Below are 16,092 nucleotides of genomic sequence, written 5' to 3' on the forward strand. Positions count from 1 at the left end.
ACTCCGCGGCGGCGGGCTGCTCCGGCAGCGCCGGCACCGACTCCGCGGCGGCCGGCTCGCCGGCAGCGGGACGGGCTGGTGGTCGAGCAAGGACGTGTTGACGACGTTTTTCAACGTCCTCAACACGAATACACCCGTGCACTGATTGACGCGGTGCCGACGCTGGAGGTGTCGCGATGAAGTTTCTGTTGATCACGTTGATTGCCGAGCAGGACGCGAGCCGGCCCGCGCGGGAACGACTGCGCGAGGTTGTGGACAACGCCGTGCTGGCCGAGGAGCTGGGGTTCGACGGGTTCGGCGTGGGGGAGCGGCACGAGCGGCCGTTCTTCTCGTCGTCGCCGCCCGTCGTGCTCAGCCACATCGCCGCCATCACCTCGCGGATCCGGCTGTTCACCGCGGTGACCACGCTCAGCCTGCTCGACCCGGTGCGGGCGTTCGAGGACTACTCGACGCTCGACAACCTCTCCGACGGCCGTCTCGAGCTCATCATCGGCAAGGGGAACGGCGCGGCGCAGGCCAAGTTGTTCCACGTCACCGCCGACGATCAGTGGGACCGCAACCGCGAGAGCTACGAACTGTTCCGACGCCTGTGGAGAGAGCCGCGTGTCACCTGGGCGGGGCGTTTCCGGCCATCGCTGACCGACGCCGAGACCTGGCCCCGCCCGCTGCAGCAGCCGATCCGGGTGTGGCACGGCAGCGCCACCAGCCGCGAGTCGGTCGACCTGGCCGCCAAGTTCGGCGACCCGCTGTTCTCGGCCAACGTCACCAACCCGATCGAGCCCTACGCGGAACTGATCCACTTCTACCGTGAGCGGTGGGCCCACTACGGTCACCGGCCCGAGGACGCGCTCGTGGGCGCGGGCAGTGCCGGTTTCTACGCCGCCCGCACATCGCAGGAAGCCGTCGAGACGTACCGGCCGCTCTACGAAGCCCGGATCGCGCTGTTCCGCAAGGTGGGCGTCGAGCCGGTCTTCCCCACCCTGGAGGACGCGATCGAACGCAGCTCCATCCTGGTCGGCAGCCCACAGCAGATCATCGACAAGGTTCACCGCTACCACGCCGAGTTCGGTCACGAGGTCATGCACCTGCACGCCGACGCCGACGGCCTGACCGACAAGCAGCACCGGGCCACGCTGGAGCTTTTCCAGTCCGAGATCGCCCCGGCGCTGCGCCGCGACATCCCGAGCCGCCCGTTTCCCGCCACCCTTGGAGGAATCTCATGACCGTGCCGCTGTCCATTCTGGACCTCGCTCCGCTGGTCTCCGGCGGCACCGTCGGCGACGCCCTGCGCCGTACGCTCGACCTGGCGCGGGCGGCCGAACGGTTCGGCTACCACCGTTACTGGGTGGCCGAGCACCACCTCACGCCCGGGGTGGCCAGCTCGCAGCCGGCTCTGCTGCTGGGGCAGATCGCGGCCGCCACCGAGCGGATCCGGCTGGGGTCGGGGGCGCTGCAGACGGGGTATCTGACGCCGTTGGCCGCGCTGGAGCAGTTCGGGTTGCTCGACGCCCTCTATCCGGGCCGTTTCGACCTCGGGCTGGGTCGCTCCGCCCAGCGCCGCAAGACAGCCGTCACCGAGGCCTCGTCACCGTCGTCCACAGCTTCCGAGGCCGTGCGGGTGTCGTCCACAGGCTCTGAGGCCTCGTCACCGTCGTCCACAGCTTCTGAGGCCGCGCCGGTGTCGTCCACAGGTTTGGGGGCGACGCCTGCGTTTTCCACGGGTTCGGGGGCGGCGTCGGCGGTTTCCACAGCTTCTGGCTCTGGGGCGGTGTCGTCCACAGGTGCTGAGGCGCGCGAGGTTGACGGGCTGCTCATTCCGGAACACTTCGACTTCACGGCGTTGGCGACGTCGCCGCGGGCGGCGCTGTTCGGCAAGCTGCTCAAGCAACCCGGCGCCGAACCGCTCGACCTCGAGCAGGTGGTGGACGACATCCAGACACTGATCGCGGGGCAGTACACCGACGGGCTCGGGAACGAGGCTCACGCCGTACCCGGGGAAAACGCCGACCTCGAACTGTGGATTCTCGGCAGCAGCGGGGGCGAGAGCGCTCGGGTGGCCGGAGCACGCGGGCTGCCGTTCGCCGCGAACTACCACGTCGCGCCGGCCAAGGTGCTCGAGGCGGTGGACGCGTACCGGGCCGCCTTCCGCCCCTCGAAAGTTCTGTCGGCGCCGCACGTCATGGTGAGCGCTGACGTCGTGGTGGCCGAGGACGACGCCACGGCCGAGCGGCTTGCCATCCCGTACGGGCTCTGGGTCCGAAGCATCCGCAACGGCACCGGCGCGATCCCGTTCCCGTCGGTCGAGGAGGCGCTGGCCCACGAGTGGACCGGCGCCGACCGTGAACTGGTGGCCGACCGGCTCGACACTCAGTTCGTCGGGACGCCGCGCAGGGTGGCCGAGCGGTTGGAGACCCTACGGCGGGTGACCGGAGCCGACGAACTGCTCGTCACCACCATCACGCACGAGCACACGGACCGTGTCCGGTCGTTCGAACTGCTGGCCCGGCACTGGCAGGGCCACTAGCTCACGGTGACGCCGGCCCGTGCGACCAGTTCGGCCGACTCGGCCAGGAATGCCGCGCGGTGGCTCTCGGTCAGGCCGGGGGAGGGCAGGATGACGGCGCCCTTTCGGTCGAGCAGGGCGCCGCTGTGGCCGTCGAGGTCGGGTGACATCAGGACAGGCGTGAGGCGTTGCGCATACCGGTCGGCGCTGGTCGTGACGAGGCCGAGCGCGCCCTCGAAGAGGCGGTGGCGGAGGGTTCCCGGGCCGAAGAGGTTGCCGCGGATCTCGGACTTGACGAAGCCGGGGTTGAGGCCGAGGACGTCGAGGTGGGGGTACCGGGCGGCGGCGTCGAGGACGAGGATCTCGTTGCCGGCCACGGTGTTCATGTGCACGGGCATGCTCTTGTACGTACGTTCGGCGTTCAGGTCACCCAGGGTGCCGGTCTGGCCGTTGCCGGGGAAGCCCATGACGAACACGCGGGGCCGGCCGTTGGCGCCTTGCTCGTACGGCCCATGTTCGTTTGATCCTTGCTTGTGCGCGCCTTGTTCGTTTGCGCCCTGGTTGTGCGCGCTCTGTGCGTTCGGGCCCTGCTCGTTCGCGCGTTGTTTGTCTGCGCCCAGCCTGTCGGCGATCGCGCGGAGGATGACGAGCCGGCTCAGGTAGCTGACCGCGGTGTCACGTTCGATGCCCTCGGCCGTCTCCTGGCGCTGGGGCGCGGCGAGGATGCCGGTGGTGAAGATGAGCAGGTCGAGCGACTCGGCCGGCAGCTGCTCGGCGACACGTCCGGCCTCGCGCATCAGGCCGAGGTCGGCCGGGCGGAACTCGATGCCCGGCACGTCGGCGTCACGGAACGTACGGCCGACCACCGTTACATGTGCCCCACCGGCCGCCAGGGTGCGGCTCAGGGCTCGGCCGATGCCGCCGGTGCCACCGATCACGGCGACGTTCAGGCCGGTCACGCCGGCGGTCCGCAGGGGCCGGGGCATCGTCTCGTCGCGCTTCATCGCCGTGCTCCTTCGAATCGGTTGACCCGTTCAATGGTTGAGCGAGTCACGTATCCGAGAGTAGCCTAATGCGTGAGTCAGTCAACTGTTGAGTCGGCGTAGTAATCTTGGTCGCATGTCGTCGACTCGAGAGGTCCGGTTCGCGCAGGCGAGCAGGCTGTCGCAGCTGCTGATCGGGATCGCCGAGCAGGCGCGGGCCGACTTCACGTCCACGGTTGCCGAGTTCGGGCTGCCGGTGCCGCTGGCCCGGGTGCTCGTGCTGCTCACCACGCCGGCGCCGATGCGCGACCTGGCCGCGCAGATGCACTGCGACCGGTCGTACATCACCGGTCTGGCCGACCAGCTCGAGGAGCGCGGCCTGATCACGCGCATCCCTGGCCGCGACCGGCGGGTCAAGCTGCTGACGCTGACCGAGGCCGGGGTGGCGTTGCGTGACCAGGTCTCCGAGGCGGTCGCCGAGCGCAACATCATCCTGCGCCGCCTCAGCGACGACGAGCGGAGCACGCTGGCGCCGCTGCTGGAACGCCTCTACGACGGCGACCCCGACAACGCGTGCGGCCCCGAAGACCCGGCGTGCGGCCCGACCTACCTGGCGGGTCAGGCGTCACCCGGTTCGCGCTGAGATTCCCGCGCTGCCCACTCAGCGTCTCCTGCGTCGCTTCGTCGCTGCGTCGTGATGCGGCCGCGAGCGTGCGTGCCCGCTCGCGGCCTTGGCCGGTCGACTGCGTGGGTCCGCTCGTGCCCTTGGCCGGTCGACTACGTCGCCCCTGCTCACGCCCTCGGTCTTCCGACCGCGTGGGCCCGCTCAGGCCCTCGGTCCCCGACCGCTCGTGCCCCAGTTCGGCAGCGTCGCCCCCGCTGGACGGAGGCGACGCGTATCAGGCGATGGCGCAGCCGGTGCCCTTGAGCGAGTAGGACGTCGGGGCCGGGTTCGTGCCGTTCCACGAGCCCAGGAAGCCGAACGAGGCCGACGCGCCCGGGGCGAGCGAGCCGTTCCAGGCGGCGTTCGTGACGGCGATCAGGCCGTTCGACTCGGTGACGGAACCGTTCCAGAGCTGACTGATCTTCTGGCCGGCGCCGAACTGCCATCCCAGCGTCCACGTTGTCCACGCGGTGGTGCCGGTGTTCGTCAGGCGGACGTCGGCCTGGAATCCGCCCGGCCACGTGCCCGTCACGCGGTAACTCACCGAACAGGCCGTCGTCCCCGGGGTGCCGCCCGTCGAACTGGGGCTGCTGACGCTGGGTGACGGGCTGGTGGGTGACGGGCTGTTGGGGGTCGGGCTGGTTGTGGCCGGGCTGGTCGTTGTCCCGATCTTGGTGGGGTCGACGACACCCCAGTACGCAGACTTGGCCTGCAGACGTGTGTCGAACAGGAGCGGCGCGTCCTTGCGGGTCACCGGGAACGTGTCGAGCCACGTGTTGTCGTCCGCGAGCCCCCACAGTGTCACCGAGGTGATCTCACCCTCGTACTGGCGGAACAAGGCGAACATCCCGCGGTACACGTAAGCCTGCTGCAACAGCCGATCGGCCGGCGGCGTCGGGAACGACTCGCCGTTGCTCGTGTAGATGCTCACGTCCATCTCGGTGACCTGCTGCTCGATGTTGAGCGGAAGGAACTTGTCGAGCATCGCCTTGGTGTCCGAAACGCTCGGCCATTGCACGTTGATGTGCATCTGATGCCCGACGCCGTCGATCGGGACACCTTCGCTCTTCAACTGCGCGATCAGCGCGTACAGCTTGTCGCGTTTGGCCGGCACGTTCGTGTTGTAGTCGTTGATGAAAAGCTTGGCGTGCGGCGCGACTTCGCGGGCCACACGAAACGCCGTACGGATGTAATCGAGGCCCGTCACCGTGAACCATGTGCTGCGCCGCAGACCGTCCGTCTGGTTCTCGTCGATCACCTCGTTCACGACATCCCAGACGCCGATGTCGGTGCCGTAGTGCGCGGCCACGTTGCGGATGTGGTTCTCGAGCCGTTCGAGCAGCAGGGCCTTGTCCTCGGCGGTCGCCGTCATCGGCTGCCCGTCGGCGCCGGTGAACACCCACGCCGGCGTCTGGTTGTGCCAGACGAGCGTGTGCCCCCGCACGGCCAGGTCATGGGTCTTGGCGAAAGAGATCAAAGGATCGGCTTGCGCGTACGTGAAATTGCCCTCGGACGGTTCGGTCGCGTCCCACTTGAGCGCGTTTCCGGGCGTCACGCTGGAGAAATGCTTCGCGAGCAGCTGGCCGTGCCCGGTGACGATCTCGGCCCCCGTAATCGCCGCGCCGACCGGGAATTCGTCCACCACATCGCGTACGGAGGGAATATCGGTCTGAATCGGCAGCGCCGGCACGTAGCTCGCGGTCACGTCGTCGATGTAGAAGGCGCCGGTCGTCGAGGCGGTCTCCACATAGAGGCGAAGGAACTCGACATCGGCGGCCACCGTGTAACGCCCGGTGAGGTTGACCCAGCCACCGTTGGTGACAGCCGTGTTGCCCACCACCTGGTCGTAGGAGGCCACCCCGCCCGTACGCCGTTCCACGCTGAGCCGCGCGTTGTCCGAGCCCTCGGCCATGCGGACCCAGGCCGAGATCGTGTACGCCGTCCCCTTCTCGAACGTGTCGAGCACGTCGAGTGAGGGCCCTTGCCAGGTCGCCGTACGCCCCGTGACCGCCAGGCTGCCACTGCCACCGTGCGCCACGGCGGTGCTGTGGGCAACCGCCTCGGAGGCGCGACCAGCCCACCCTTGGCTGGTCCCGTCCTCGAAGTCCTTGCTCAGAACGGTGATCGGGGCGGGTTCGTCGGCCGCCCCGGCGTCGGTCGTCGCCACCACCACCGCCGCGACGGGAAGGGCGGCCACGAGTGACACCAGAGCAAGCCGCAGAGAAGCACGCATAGAACGTCCTTAGAGACGCAGCCAGAAATTGACAGTCATAGTTGCATGGGAGCGCTCCCAAGGCAACGATGATGGTAAATCGGCAGCGCGAAGGGCAGGGGACGGCGCTGCGGTGCGGGCAGCGTGTTGGTTTTGGGCCGCTCCGAGCGGGCGCTGGTCAGGCGGTGGGAGGTTCCCAGAGCAGGATCTGGCGGTGGTGGGTGAAGCCGTTCCGCAGGTAGAAGTCGACGGCTCGGCGGCCCGAGTGGACGGTCACATGGAGCAGCTTCCGGTCCTGGGCCTCGGCCAGGATCGCGGCCATGAGGGCGGAGCCGATGCCCTGGTTCCGGTGCGACTCGCGAACCATGACCGACTGGACGTCCCCGAAGCGGCGGTCCAGCGACTCGTCGCCGGGCACACGTTCGGCGACCAGCAGCCACGCCGAGCCGACCACCTGCCCGTCAATCTCGGCCACGAACGGCAGATGGGTCATCGTGTGGGCGGCCACCCAGCCGGTGAAGGCTTCGAGGTTGTCGGCCGCGATGCCCCGAAGCTCCGCAAGCGCCGGCACATCCGCGACGTCAGCCATGCGTACCATCACCCGTCGCAGCCTAAAGGTGATCACAACAACCGGCCAATCCGGGCTGGAACCGGCTGGACGACGTCGTGACGATGTGATGCCGCGAGACAAGTCAAGGCGGGCGAGCCCTCGGCACCCGCCGATCCGCTCCTGAACCGGCCGCATCCGGCGACGGCGTCCAGGACGGGGGTCTCTGGGTTGGCGAGGGGCGTAGCTAGCGGTCGACGACTCGGTGGGTTGGGGCGTAATCGACGCGCGGGCGTTCGAGGTGCCGGTCAAGCCGGGCGTGCGGTTCCGCGACGGGGCCGATGGCTAAGCATTTCGGGTCTGGAAGGTCAGTGCTGCGGCTGCGGTCAGCAACGCGGCCCACACGGTGGTGGCCAACGCTGTGGTCGGGGATGAGGTGGTCAGCAGGGTGTCGGGGAGCCACGACGAAGCTGTCGGGAAACGGGCGCGCAGCAGCGGGAACGCGACCATGAAAGCCGACAAGGACACGGCAGCGGCGGCCAAAGGGTTTCTTGTCAGGGTTCCGCAGGCGGCGCCCAGCAGCGTTACGGCGACCAGGTAGAGGGCGGTCGCCGGGTGGGGTGTGGCTGGGACGAACCAGAGGGTGGCGACCAGGAGCGGGAGAGCGGCCAAGATGGCAGTCGCGGCGGTGGTGGCGGTCTTGGCGGCCAGAAGAGGCAGACGGCGTGGGACGGTCAGCAACGTGGCTCGGATCTGGGCGCCTGGCTCGTATTCCTGAGTTGCGGACAGCACGCCCAGGATCAGGAAGCCGGCCTGAGTCCAGCGAAGGGCCAAGCGGATCGGGTCGTCGGCCACGGCGGCGCGGTGGGCTGCATAAGCGACCAGCAGGGTGGCCAGCCACGTCAGGAGAATGGTCCAACGGAGGGCGGGGAGGGTGGCCAGCTTGCGGAACTCGGCGTTCACGATGGTCACGCGGGGCGCCTCCGGAACAGGAACGCCGCCACGGCCAGCAATGCGCCCACCCAGAGGGTCATGACCACGCCGGCTGTGACCGGAGGGATGGTCTCGTCGGCGGGGTGGGAACGCAGGAACATGTGGGCGCCGACTATGTCGGGCAGGTAGGCGGCCAACGGGGTCAGCTTGGTCAGCAGGTAGGAGACCGAGACGACTGAGCTGTTCACGATGAAGAGCGTCAGCGTGACGATGCCGTTCCGGAAGATAAAGGTGATGGCGTACGCCAACAGGGCGAGCAGGATCCAATAGAGAACTGCGGCGGCGACCCGGACCGGATCGAAGCTGGGTGCGAAGGGCATGAGCGACCGGGTCAGGACGATGGTGGTCACCGCGGTCACGGCGCCCTGCACGCCCACCACCAGGGCCAGCGCTGACCCCTTGGCGGCCAGCAGACGCTTGCGGCCGGGCATGGCCAGCAGCGTCGACGTCATCTGGTGGGCGCCGGGGGAGTCGTCGCCCGTTGACGTGTATTCGCTGCTCACCACGACCACGCCCAGGATCAGGGCGCCCAGCAGGCCGATGCCCAGGTTTTCGTAGCCCACGTCGGCGGGGTCGGGCAACTGCCCGGAATCGGCCATGCGGCGCAGCGCGGGGGCGTTCACGAAGACCAGTAACGGGGCGGCGATCAGGCCCAGCACCAGGCCCACCCACGCCGTCGGCAGGCCGAGGAGTTTGCGGAGCTCGGCGGTCACCATGGGGTGGGGGTCGCGGTCAGGGCCAGGAAGGCCTCTTCGAGGGAGTCGTGGCCGGCGGTGACCTCGGCGACCGTGCCCCGGGTGATCACGCGGCCGCGGTCGATCACGACCACGTCGTCGGCCGTGGAGGCCAGCTCGGTCATCAGGTGGCTGGAGAGCAGGACGGTGCGTCCCTCGGTGGCGCACTGGCGCAGGAACGTGCGCATCCAGCGGATGCCCGCGGGGTCGAGACCGTTGATCGGCTCGTCGAGGACCAGCACCGGCGGGTCGCCCAGCAACGCGGCGGCCAGGCCCAGACGGCGGCCCATGCCGAGCGAGAAGCGGCCGGCACGCTTGCCCGCGTCTTCGGACAGGCCCACGATCGACAGCACCTCGTCGACCCGTGAGCGGGACAGGCCGTTGCTGGCGGCCATCCATCGCAGGTGTGCGCGCGCCGACCGGGCCCGGTGTGCGCCGCTGCCGTCGAGCAGGGCGCCGACCACGGTCAGAGGGCGCGGCAATGATGCGTACGGAAGGTTGTTGATCAGTGCCGTGCCGCTCGACGGGCGGTCGAGGCCGAGCAGGATGCGTACGGTAGAGGTCTTGCCCGCGCCGTTGGGACCCAGGAAGCCCGTGACGCGGCCGGGCCGGGCCTCGAAGGACACGCCGTGCAGGATGCCCGGGCGGGTCACGCCGTCGATCGAAATCATGCGACGAGTCAACCGGAGGCGGGCGCTGGAATCGTCAAACCACGGGTCCATCTTTTCGACCCCCAGATCTCAAACCCTGGTTTGATTTCAGACCCTGGTCGGAGAACTACAGTCGGCGGCATGAACGCAAGGCATCGTCCCGAGTGGCGCTCCCGGGCCGTTCCGGTGCTGGTGGCGGTGGCTACGGTCGCCGTCGTCGCAATGGTGACCGGAAGCGCCCAAGGCGCCGTCGCCACCATTGTTCCGCTGGTGGTGGTCGGCGGGTCGGTGGCGGCCGCGGTCTGGGCCGTGAGGCGGTGGCGGGCCGACCGCCGAGCCTATGAACAGCGGCTGACCAAGTGGGCCGTGGTCGAGGAACGACTGAAGATAGCGCGCGACCTGCATGACATCGTGTCGCACGGACTGGGCCTGATCACCGTGCGGGCGGCATCGACCCGGCATCTGGAGAAGCCGGCCGAGGTGGACAGTGCGTTGACCGATATCGAACAGGTCAGTCGCACCGCGACGGCCGAGTTGCGGCGGATGTTGGACGTCCTGCGCGACAAATCCGGTGACGCGCCGATACAGCCCGCGGATGACCTCACGGTGCTCCCGGAGATCGTCCGGGCCGCCGAGACAAGCGGCGTCCGGCCGGAACTGACGGTCACCGACCTCGGAAAGGTGTCACCCGGCGTGCAGTTGGCCATCTGCCAGACCGTAAGGGAAGCCTTGAGCAACACGGCCCGTCATGCGGGACCGACCGACGTACGGGTGGTGGTCCGCCGTGATGAGGAGACGCTCGTGGTCAGCGTGGTCGATGCGGGCGCGACGCCGGGGTGGCGGCGCGAACCGGGTGCCGGCCACGGGCTGGTCGGACTGCGGGAACGCATCACCGCGCTGGGCGGCACCTTGGCCGCGCGGCCGAAGAACGGTGGCTTCCAGCTGACCGCACGGATCCCCGACGAGGTCGTCGCGTGACGTCACGGGAGCGCGTGATGGCGGCGGCCGCGTGCTGGCGGTGGGCTGATGGGGGCGCAGAAGCGAGCGGCGGAACGCGTGGCGGCGGTGGACTGGTGTGGGTGCGGGAGTGAGTCATGGCGGTGGGCGCGTGCGGTGGGTGAACGCCGAGCGGCTGGTAGGCGCGTGGCGGTGGGAGATCGCTTGGCGGAGGTCGGGGTGACGGCGGGAGAAGAGGCGCCTGTACGGGTTCTGCTTGTTGACGATCAGCCGCTGCTTCGCCACAGCCTTGCGCTGATCATCGACAACGAGGTTGACCTCGCAGTTGTGGGGCAGGCCGGCGACGGTGCCGAAGCCGAGGTGTGTGCTCGGGAGACCCGGCCCGACGTCATTCTGATGGACGTTCGCATGCCGCGGGTCGACGGGCTCGAAGCGACCCGTCGGATCTGCGCCGATCCTGCCCTCACCGGGGCGCGAGTGCTGGTGCTCAGCATGTTCGAGCTTGACGAATACGTCCATGAGGCTCTGCGCGCGGGTGCGTCCGGTTTTCTGCTCAAGGACGCTCACCCGGAGCAGTTGCTGGAGGCCATCCGGCGGACTCACCGTGGTGAGTCGCTGTTCGCGCCGTCGATTCTCACGCGGCTTGTCGATCACTTCCGGTCAGTGCCGGGACCGCATCGTGAACGACCGTCGCTTCGAGGACTTACCGTGCGTGAGGTTGATGTGCTCGCGCTGGTTGGGGGCGGGTTGTCCAACGACGAGATCGCGGCCGCGCTGGTGATCTCGGTGAAGACCGTGAAGACGCATCTGACGCATCTTCTGGCCAAGCTTCGTGCGCGTGACCGGGCCCAGTTGGTTATCGCGGCGTACGACGCGGAGCTGGTCACACCGCGGATTGCCGGATCGTTCGTCCAACCGGGACACTGGCGCGGTGACCGATGACCTGGCTTCGAGGCTCAACGTCGAGGTGCCGCACAGTGCCCGTGTCTGGAACTACTGGCTCGGCGGCAAGGACAACTTCGCCCCCGACCGGGCGGTCGGTGATCAGGTGAAGGCCGTCTTCCCCGAGATCGTCGACGCGGCGCGCCAGACCCGGGCGTTTCTCGGGCGGGCGGTCACGTTTCTGGCCGCCGAGCAGGGCGTCCGGCAGTTCCTCGATGTCGGCACCGGCCTGCCGACCGTCGACAACACCCACGAGGTCGCGCAGCGTGTCGCCCCCACCGCGAAGATCGTCTATGTGGACAACGACCCGCTTGTCCTCAGCCATGCCCGAGCGCTGCTGACCAGCACCGATGAGGGCGTCACGACGTACATCGACAAAGATCTGAAGGACGCCCGCGCGGTGATCGCGGAGGCCCGGCGCACCCTCGACTTCTCCCAGCCGATCGCGCTGATGATGCTCGGCGTGATGGGGCACGTGGAAAGTCCGGCCGAGGCGCGCGACGTCGTAAGGGGGTTGGTGGCCGAGCTGCCGTCGGGAAGCTTTCTGGCGATGTCCGACGGTACGGCCACGAGCGAGCGGGTGATCGAGTCGCACCGGCAGTACAACGAGAGCGGCGCCGTGCCCTACCACCTGCGTTCGGTCGAGGACTTCACCGCGTTCTTCGACGGTCTCGCCCTGGTGGAGCCCGGCATCGTGCCGATCCCGGAGTGGCGGCCGGCCGACGACACGAAGATCGTCGTGGACGGGTACGCGGGAGTCGCGCGCAAGCCCTGACACGCGGGAGGGGCAGCACGCGCGAGCCCCCCGACACACGCGAGCCCCCGACACGCGTGAGCTATGACGCACGGGGCGGTGACGCGCGCGAACCCTCGACGCGCGGAGCTGTGACGCGGGCGCGCGAGCCGGCTCGACTGGGCGAACTTTGGGATACCGGAGCCGCGATGCGAGTGGGCTTTGGCGGGGTCAGGCAGCCAGGTCGAAGTCCATGCGGCGGGTGGCGCGAGGCTGCGGAGCCGACTCGAAACGGGCCAGGTCGCCTCGCGTCGACTTGAGGCGGGCCAGGTCGGCGTGTGCCGATTCGAGGCGGGCCAGGTCGAAGCGGGCCAGACGCGGCTGCTGCGGGGCCAGGTCGCGCAGGACGGCGATCAGCAGGTCGGCCATGGTCAAGCCGAGGGCCCGGCAGATCGCGGCCAGCAGTTCGGACGACGGTTCTTTGCGGCCGCGCTCCACCTCGGAGAGGTGCCCGATCGACATGCCGACGGCGTCGGCGACCTCGCGCAGCGTGCGGCGTTGCGCCTGCCGTGTTTGCCGCAGCACGCGGCCGATCAGCTCCCGCAGCATCATGTGACGACCCTAGCCCTTGAGCCGCGTTCCGTGGTTCCCGCAGGCAGCGTGGGCGCTAATCGGCGTGCGCGGTCGTGGGACGGGGCCGGCTGGTCGGTTCGTGTTCGCGGTCGGCGGCTCGTCTGCGTGGCCGTGGGGGTGCGGGCTGGCCGGCCGTCTTGCGATCGCGGTCGGCGGCTCGCGTGCGCGGTCGTGGTGTGCGGGTCAGCCGGCCGCTTTGCGTTCGCGGAAGGCGATCATGTTCATGCGGTTGCCGCAGCGTACGGTGCAGAAACGCTTGGAACCGTTGCGGGACAGGTCCAGGACCAAGCCGTCGCAGTCGTCGGCCTCGCAGATGCGTAGGCGGTCCATCTCGTCCATGCGGATCACGTCGGCGAACGCCAGGCCCATCTCGGCGCGCATGCGTTCGGCCAGCGGGGCGTCGGGTGAGGTGGCGTGCATGTGCCAGTCGAGCTGGTCGTGACGCACCAGGAAAGGCAAGGCCTTGGCGTCGCGCAGCATGCGGTTGACGACCTCGACGGCCTCGTCGCGGTTCAGGTCCCAGATCGAGCGGAGCAGCGTACGGGTGTCTCGCACCTCACGAAGCTCGGCCTCGTCGTGGTCGATGCGCCCGGTATAGGAGAAACGCACCAGCAGCTCGGTGAGCTGTCCGGTCGTTGCGAGCTCGTCCGAACCGCTGCGTGAGCTGCCCGGAGTCGTGTTTCCGAGCGCGACCACGAAGTTGAGGGACTCCTCCGTGTCAGGGGCAAAAAGCAATTTGACTCCTCACCGAGACCGGCCTAGCGTCAGGGTCATAAGCAATTTAGCTCATGACGGCAGTGGGGCCGCCGCGCAACCGCCGGTGAAGTCAGGGGAGGCGTCGTGAATCTCGCACCGAAGCACGTCGGACTGGCCGCGATGATCCTGTCCGCGGTGTCGTTCGGAACGTCCGGCGCGTTCATCAAGCCGCTGCTGGAGGCCGGGTGGTCGCCGGCGGCCGCGGTCACCGTACGTGCCCTCGCCGGCAGCCTGGTGCTGCTCCCGTTCGTTCTGTTCGCGCTGCGCGGGCGCTGGTCGGCCCTGTGGCGCGCCCGGTGGCGGGTGCTCGGCATGGGCGTGATCGCGGTGGCGTTCACCCAGCTCACGTACTTCGCCGCGGTCGCTCGCATCCCCGTCTCGACGGCTCTGCTGATCGAATACCTGGCGCCGCTGCTGCTCGTGCTCTGGGCGTGGGCGACCACGCGACGGGTGCCGCGCCCGACCGTCATCCTGGGTTCCGTGCTCGCGATCGGCGGCCTGGTGCTGGTGATCGGCCCGGGCGCGCTGCAGGCGGTCGACCCGGTGGGCCTGATGCTCGCGTTCGCCGCCGCGATCGGCTGCGCTGTCTACTTCGTCGTCGCGGCGCGCCCCTCCGACGGCCTGCCGCCCGTGGCCCTGGCCGGTTCCGGGCTGCTGCTGGGCGGTCTCGTTCTCGGTCTGGTCGGCCTGACCGGCGCGATCCCGTTCGAGACGGTCGGCGGCAGCGTTCCGATGCTCGGCGCCACCGCCCCCTGGTGGGTTCCGCTGGGCGTGGTGGCTATTGCGGGCACGGCCATCGCGTACGCCACCGGGATCGCCGGTTCCACCCGGCTGGGCTCGCGCCTGGCGTCGTTCCTGGGCCTGCTCGAGGTCGTCTTCGCGTCGATCTTCGCGTGGCTGGTGCTGGGCGAGTCGCTGACGCTGCTCCAGATGTTCGGCGGAGCCCTGATCCTGGCCGGCATCGCCACAATCCCGGGCGAGCCGACCGCCGCGGTCGCCGAAGGGGCGAACGAGAGCAGCGAGAACCACGACGGTGACAAGAAGGAGGGCGAGGAGCCGGTGACCGCGCCGGTGCCGGCCTGACCGCGTCCGGGGATCTGCCGGCTCGCCGCTACGCCCCGCTTGACCCCCGTTGCCACGCAGGCCCGTCGCATTTGCTCGCTCGTGGCATAGAGGGAAGACCGCTTTCCCGTACGGCCGGACGACCGTGACGCCGCCTGCCCGCCGCGTCGGGCGGTCGTCGTGCCGGTCCGTTCTCGGGCCCTGTCCAGCCTTGCCGCTGGTGGTCAGGCGTGTGCGCCGACCGTCACCTCGCCGATCGTCAGCGTCGGGGTGGCGGCGAGCGCGTGACCCAGGCGCTCGACCTCGTCATCCAGGGCGGACAGCCGGGCCCGTGACAGCGGCGACAGGGGTTCCACGGTGACGTGGACCCGGCGCCCCGAGCGGCGCTGGTGCCAGACACCCGCGGCCCGCCCGTCGATCAGCAGAACGGGATAGTTCCCGGCCTGCCCCCGGGCCAGCGCCCGCTCGAAGGCCCGCCCCGGAAACACCTCACGGCGCGGGTGCGACGCCACCGTGTACGCGTCGAAGTACGGCAGCAGCCGCAAGGTGGCGTCGCCTTCAGAAAACGAATCGTCGTTCGTCAAGAGCCACGCCTGCCGACCAGCAGCACCGGCACCGGCGACTCCGGCGGCGGCACCAGCGACTTCGGCAGCAGCTGCGGCCCCGGCAACAGCGGCGGCATCGACGGGGGCGGCATCGGCGCTGATAACGCTCGCGGCATCACGGGCCGGGGCAGCACCTGCGGCGGCACTCGCAGCGTTCACGTTGGCGGCACCATAAGCGGCGGCGTCGTCGCTGGCGGCTGTGAACGGCTCCAGCATCTGGCCCATGGCGGCGAACGCCTTCGTCACCACCGGGACGGGTGTCGAGAGCCACCGCGCCACCTCGGCCGGCGTGGCCGGGCCGTAGGACCACAGGTACCGCCGGATCACCTCGTGCAACGCGGCCGTCGGCTCCCACGCCGTGAAGCCCGGCGACCACAAGGACGGGCTCGTGTAGGTCACCTTGCGTCCCCGCAACGGGCCGAAGCACAGCACCCCCTGCGTCAGCGGCGAGCCGACGATCTGACGCCACCGCGGCCAGTAGGTCTGGAACGCCGGCATCACCAGGTCACCCGCCCACGAACCGGTCCGCTTCACCACCTCGTCCGACAGCTCGTCGACGGTCAGGCATTCCCCGGCTGTCCGCACCGCGTCGTCGAGCGCCGCCACCACGTCGGACGACTGTGCGGGTGACATCCGGACGTCCGCGGCGAACGGGTTGGTGTGCGGCAGCGCGGCCAGCGCCGCCGTCCACAGGCCCAGGTCGCGGGTGGGCAGCAGGTGCACGGTCCCGCGCGGCCCCCACGTCTTGACCAGTGTGCGGTCGGTCCAGAGAGCTTCCCGTACGGCCGCCAGCGTGCCCCCGCCCATGCGGAGCGCAACCGAGGTTTCGGCCGCCGACATCACCTGGGCGTGCGCGCCGCACATCGCCGCCACCACGTCGGCGCAGTCGGTGCCGGGCGAGGCCAGGTAGTTGCGGACGACTCGGCGGCGGAGGACGGATGACCACATGCAGGCCACGCTAGCGGCGATTGCGGCCAGTTCCCGACCGCAACAACCGCCCACCCGGATCACGCCAGTGGCGCAGGAAAAGCAGCACCGCCTACCCGGATCACGCTAGCGGCGCAGGAAAAGCAGCAATCGCCTACCCGGATCACGCCAGTGGCGCAGGAAAAGCAGCA

At 69.4% G+C, this 16,092-nt stretch carries 17 protein-coding genes; 8 read left to right on the forward strand and 9 right to left on the reverse strand.

Annotated elements, in window-relative coordinates; all coding sequences use genetic code 11:
* Nucleotides 1-78: 78 nt before the first annotated feature.
* From JIG36_RS22480 to JIG36_RS22490, 3 genes are read left to right on the forward strand one after another with little or no spacing between them, the layout of a single operon-like run.
* Nucleotides 79-180: an ABC transporter ATP-binding protein gene (locus JIG36_RS22480; RefSeq protein WP_307872858.1), complete on the forward strand. Its 102-nt coding sequence runs from the start codon at nucleotides 79-81 to the stop codon at nucleotides 178-180.
* Nucleotides 177-1,223, forward strand: coding sequence for an LLM class flavin-dependent oxidoreductase (locus JIG36_RS22485; RefSeq protein WP_203378348.1), 1,047 nt, complete (start codon nucleotides 177-179; stop codon nucleotides 1,221-1,223). The genes JIG36_RS22480 and JIG36_RS22485 overlap by 4 nt, the downstream gene beginning before the upstream one ends.
* Nucleotides 1,220-2,524, forward strand: a complete 1,305-nt coding sequence (locus tag JIG36_RS22490; protein ID WP_236048090.1) for an LLM class flavin-dependent oxidoreductase — start codon at nucleotides 1,220-1,222, stop codon at nucleotides 2,522-2,524. Before JIG36_RS22485 ends, JIG36_RS22490 begins: the two co-directional genes overlap by 4 nt.
* Here JIG36_RS22490 and JIG36_RS22495 read toward each other — a convergent pair.
* Nucleotides 2,521-3,507 (reverse strand): SDR family NAD(P)-dependent oxidoreductase, encoded by a 987-nt coding sequence (locus tag JIG36_RS22495; RefSeq protein WP_203378349.1) that lies wholly within the window; start codon nucleotides 3,505-3,507, stop codon nucleotides 2,521-2,523. The two genes, JIG36_RS22490 and JIG36_RS22495, sit on opposite strands and share 4 nt — an antisense overlap.
* A gap of 115 nt (nucleotides 3,508-3,622) precedes the next feature.
* Between JIG36_RS22495 and JIG36_RS22500 the strand changes: the two genes are divergently transcribed.
* Nucleotides 3,623-4,129, forward strand: a complete 507-nt coding sequence (locus JIG36_RS22500; protein ID WP_203378350.1) for a MarR family winged helix-turn-helix transcriptional regulator — start codon at nucleotides 3,623-3,625, stop codon at nucleotides 4,127-4,129.
* Between the two features lie 256 nt (nucleotides 4,130-4,385).
* On the opposite strand, the gene JIG36_RS22505 is transcribed toward JIG36_RS22500, so the two are convergent.
* From JIG36_RS22505 to JIG36_RS22525, 5 genes are all read right to left on the reverse strand, one after another.
* Nucleotides 4,386-6,383, reverse strand: coding sequence for an endo-1,4-beta-xylanase (locus JIG36_RS22505; RefSeq protein ID WP_203378351.1), 1,998 nt, complete (start codon nucleotides 6,381-6,383; stop codon nucleotides 4,386-4,388).
* A 157-nt stretch (nucleotides 6,384-6,540) separates the two neighbouring features.
* Nucleotides 6,541-6,951, reverse strand: coding sequence for a GNAT family N-acetyltransferase (locus JIG36_RS22510; RefSeq protein WP_203378352.1), 411 nt, complete (start codon nucleotides 6,949-6,951; stop codon nucleotides 6,541-6,543).
* Nucleotides 6,952-7,254: 303 nt separating this feature from the next.
* Complete coding sequence (locus JIG36_RS22515) at nucleotides 7,255-7,881, reverse strand: hypothetical protein (RefSeq protein ID WP_203378353.1); 627 nt, start codon at nucleotides 7,879-7,881, stop codon at nucleotides 7,255-7,257.
* Nucleotides 7,878-8,618: a hypothetical protein gene (locus tag JIG36_RS22520; protein WP_203378354.1), complete on the reverse strand. Its 741-nt coding sequence runs from the start codon at nucleotides 8,616-8,618 to the stop codon at nucleotides 7,878-7,880. Before JIG36_RS22520 ends, JIG36_RS22515 begins: the two co-directional genes overlap by 4 nt.
* On the reverse strand, nucleotides 8,612-9,307 hold the full coding sequence (locus JIG36_RS22525) for an ABC transporter ATP-binding protein (protein WP_203378355.1): 696 nt from the start codon (nucleotides 9,305-9,307) through the stop codon (nucleotides 8,612-8,614). The genes JIG36_RS22520 and JIG36_RS22525 overlap by 7 nt, the downstream gene beginning before the upstream one ends.
* Before the next feature lie 120 nt (nucleotides 9,308-9,427).
* On the opposite strand from JIG36_RS22525, the gene JIG36_RS22530 reads away from it, so the two are divergent.
* The 3 genes from JIG36_RS22530 (at nucleotide 9,428) to JIG36_RS22540 (ending at nucleotide 11,960) form a co-directional block, all read left to right on the forward strand.
* Nucleotides 9,428-10,264, forward strand: a complete 837-nt coding sequence (locus JIG36_RS22530) for a sensor histidine kinase (RefSeq protein ID WP_203378356.1) — start codon at nucleotides 9,428-9,430, stop codon at nucleotides 10,262-10,264.
* Between the two features lie 231 nt (nucleotides 10,265-10,495).
* A complete protein-coding gene (locus JIG36_RS22535) occupies nucleotides 10,496-11,185 on the forward strand; it encodes a response regulator (RefSeq protein WP_268919674.1) in 690 nt (229 codons plus the stop codon).
* On the forward strand, nucleotides 11,139-11,960 hold the full coding sequence (locus JIG36_RS22540) for an SAM-dependent methyltransferase (protein ID WP_236048091.1): 822 nt from the start codon (nucleotides 11,139-11,141) through the stop codon (nucleotides 11,958-11,960). Before JIG36_RS22535 ends, JIG36_RS22540 begins: the two co-directional genes overlap by 47 nt.
* Before the next feature lie 189 nt (nucleotides 11,961-12,149).
* On the opposite strand, the gene JIG36_RS54800 is transcribed toward JIG36_RS22540, so the two are convergent.
* Both JIG36_RS54800 and JIG36_RS22550 read right to left on the reverse strand, forming a co-directional pair.
* On the reverse strand, nucleotides 12,150-12,530 hold the full coding sequence (locus tag JIG36_RS54800) for a helix-turn-helix domain-containing protein (protein ID WP_203378358.1): 381 nt from the start codon (nucleotides 12,528-12,530) through the stop codon (nucleotides 12,150-12,152).
* Between the two features lie 204 nt (nucleotides 12,531-12,734).
* Nucleotides 12,735-13,286 carry a CGNR zinc finger domain-containing protein gene (locus tag JIG36_RS22550; RefSeq protein ID WP_203378359.1) on the reverse strand — a complete coding sequence of 184 codons (552 nt, stop codon included), beginning with the start codon at nucleotides 13,284-13,286 and terminating at the stop codon, nucleotides 12,735-12,737.
* A gap of 105 nt (nucleotides 13,287-13,391) precedes the next feature.
* On the opposite strand from JIG36_RS22550, the gene JIG36_RS22555 reads away from it, so the two are divergent.
* On the forward strand, nucleotides 13,392-14,390 hold the full coding sequence (locus tag JIG36_RS22555; RefSeq protein ID WP_203378360.1) for an EamA family transporter: 999 nt from the start codon (nucleotides 13,392-13,394) through the stop codon (nucleotides 14,388-14,390).
* Nucleotides 14,391-14,593: 203 nt separating this feature from the next.
* Here JIG36_RS22555 and JIG36_RS22560 read toward each other — a convergent pair whose 3' ends face one another.
* Entirely contained in the window at nucleotides 14,594-15,922 is a 1,329-nt protein-coding gene (locus JIG36_RS22560; protein WP_203378361.1) for a winged helix DNA-binding domain-containing protein, read from the reverse strand.
* Between the last annotated feature and the right edge of the window lie 170 nt (nucleotides 15,923-16,092).

Origin of the sequence: Paractinoplanes ovalisporus (assembly GCF_016834655.1) — a bacterium.
GTDB classification, from domain to species: domain Bacteria; phylum Actinomycetota; class Actinomycetes; order Mycobacteriales; family Micromonosporaceae; genus Actinoplanes; species Actinoplanes ovalisporus.

Bases quoted from the DNA above. Each gene is read 5' to 3' on its own strand.
- JIG36_RS22495 (WP_203378349.1), bottom strand. From the start codon at position 3,507: ATGAAGCGCGACGAGACGATGCCCCGGCCCCTGCGGACCGCCGGCGTG.
- JIG36_RS22560 (WP_203378361.1), bottom strand. From the start codon at position 15,922: ATGTGGTCATCCGTCCTCCGCCGCCGAGTCGTCCGCAACTACCTGGCC.
- JIG36_RS22510 (WP_203378352.1), bottom strand. From the start codon at position 6,951: ATGGCTGACGTCGCGGATGTGCCGGCGCTTGCGGAGCTTCGGGGCATC.
- JIG36_RS22530 (WP_203378356.1), top strand. From the start codon at position 9,428: ATGAACGCAAGGCATCGTCCCGAGTGGCGCTCCCGGGCCGTTCCGGTG.
- JIG36_RS22505 (WP_203378351.1), bottom strand. From the start codon at position 6,383: ATGCGTGCTTCTCTGCGGCTTGCTCTGGTGTCACTCGTGGCCGCCCTT.
- JIG36_RS54800 (WP_203378358.1), bottom strand. From the start codon at position 12,530: ATGATGCTGCGGGAGCTGATCGGCCGCGTGCTGCGGCAAACACGGCAG.
- JIG36_RS22490 (WP_236048090.1), top strand. From the start codon at position 1,220: ATGACCGTGCCGCTGTCCATTCTGGACCTCGCTCCGCTGGTCTCCGGC.
- JIG36_RS22485 (WP_203378348.1), top strand. From the start codon at position 177: ATGAAGTTTCTGTTGATCACGTTGATTGCCGAGCAGGACGCGAGCCGG.
- JIG36_RS22525 (WP_203378355.1), bottom strand. From the start codon at position 9,307: ATGATTTCGATCGACGGCGTGACCCGCCCGGGCATCCTGCACGGCGTG.
- JIG36_RS22520 (WP_203378354.1), bottom strand. From the start codon at position 8,618: ATGGTGACCGCCGAGCTCCGCAAACTCCTCGGCCTGCCGACGGCGTGG.
- JIG36_RS22500 (WP_203378350.1), top strand. From the start codon at position 3,623: ATGTCGTCGACTCGAGAGGTCCGGTTCGCGCAGGCGAGCAGGCTGTCG.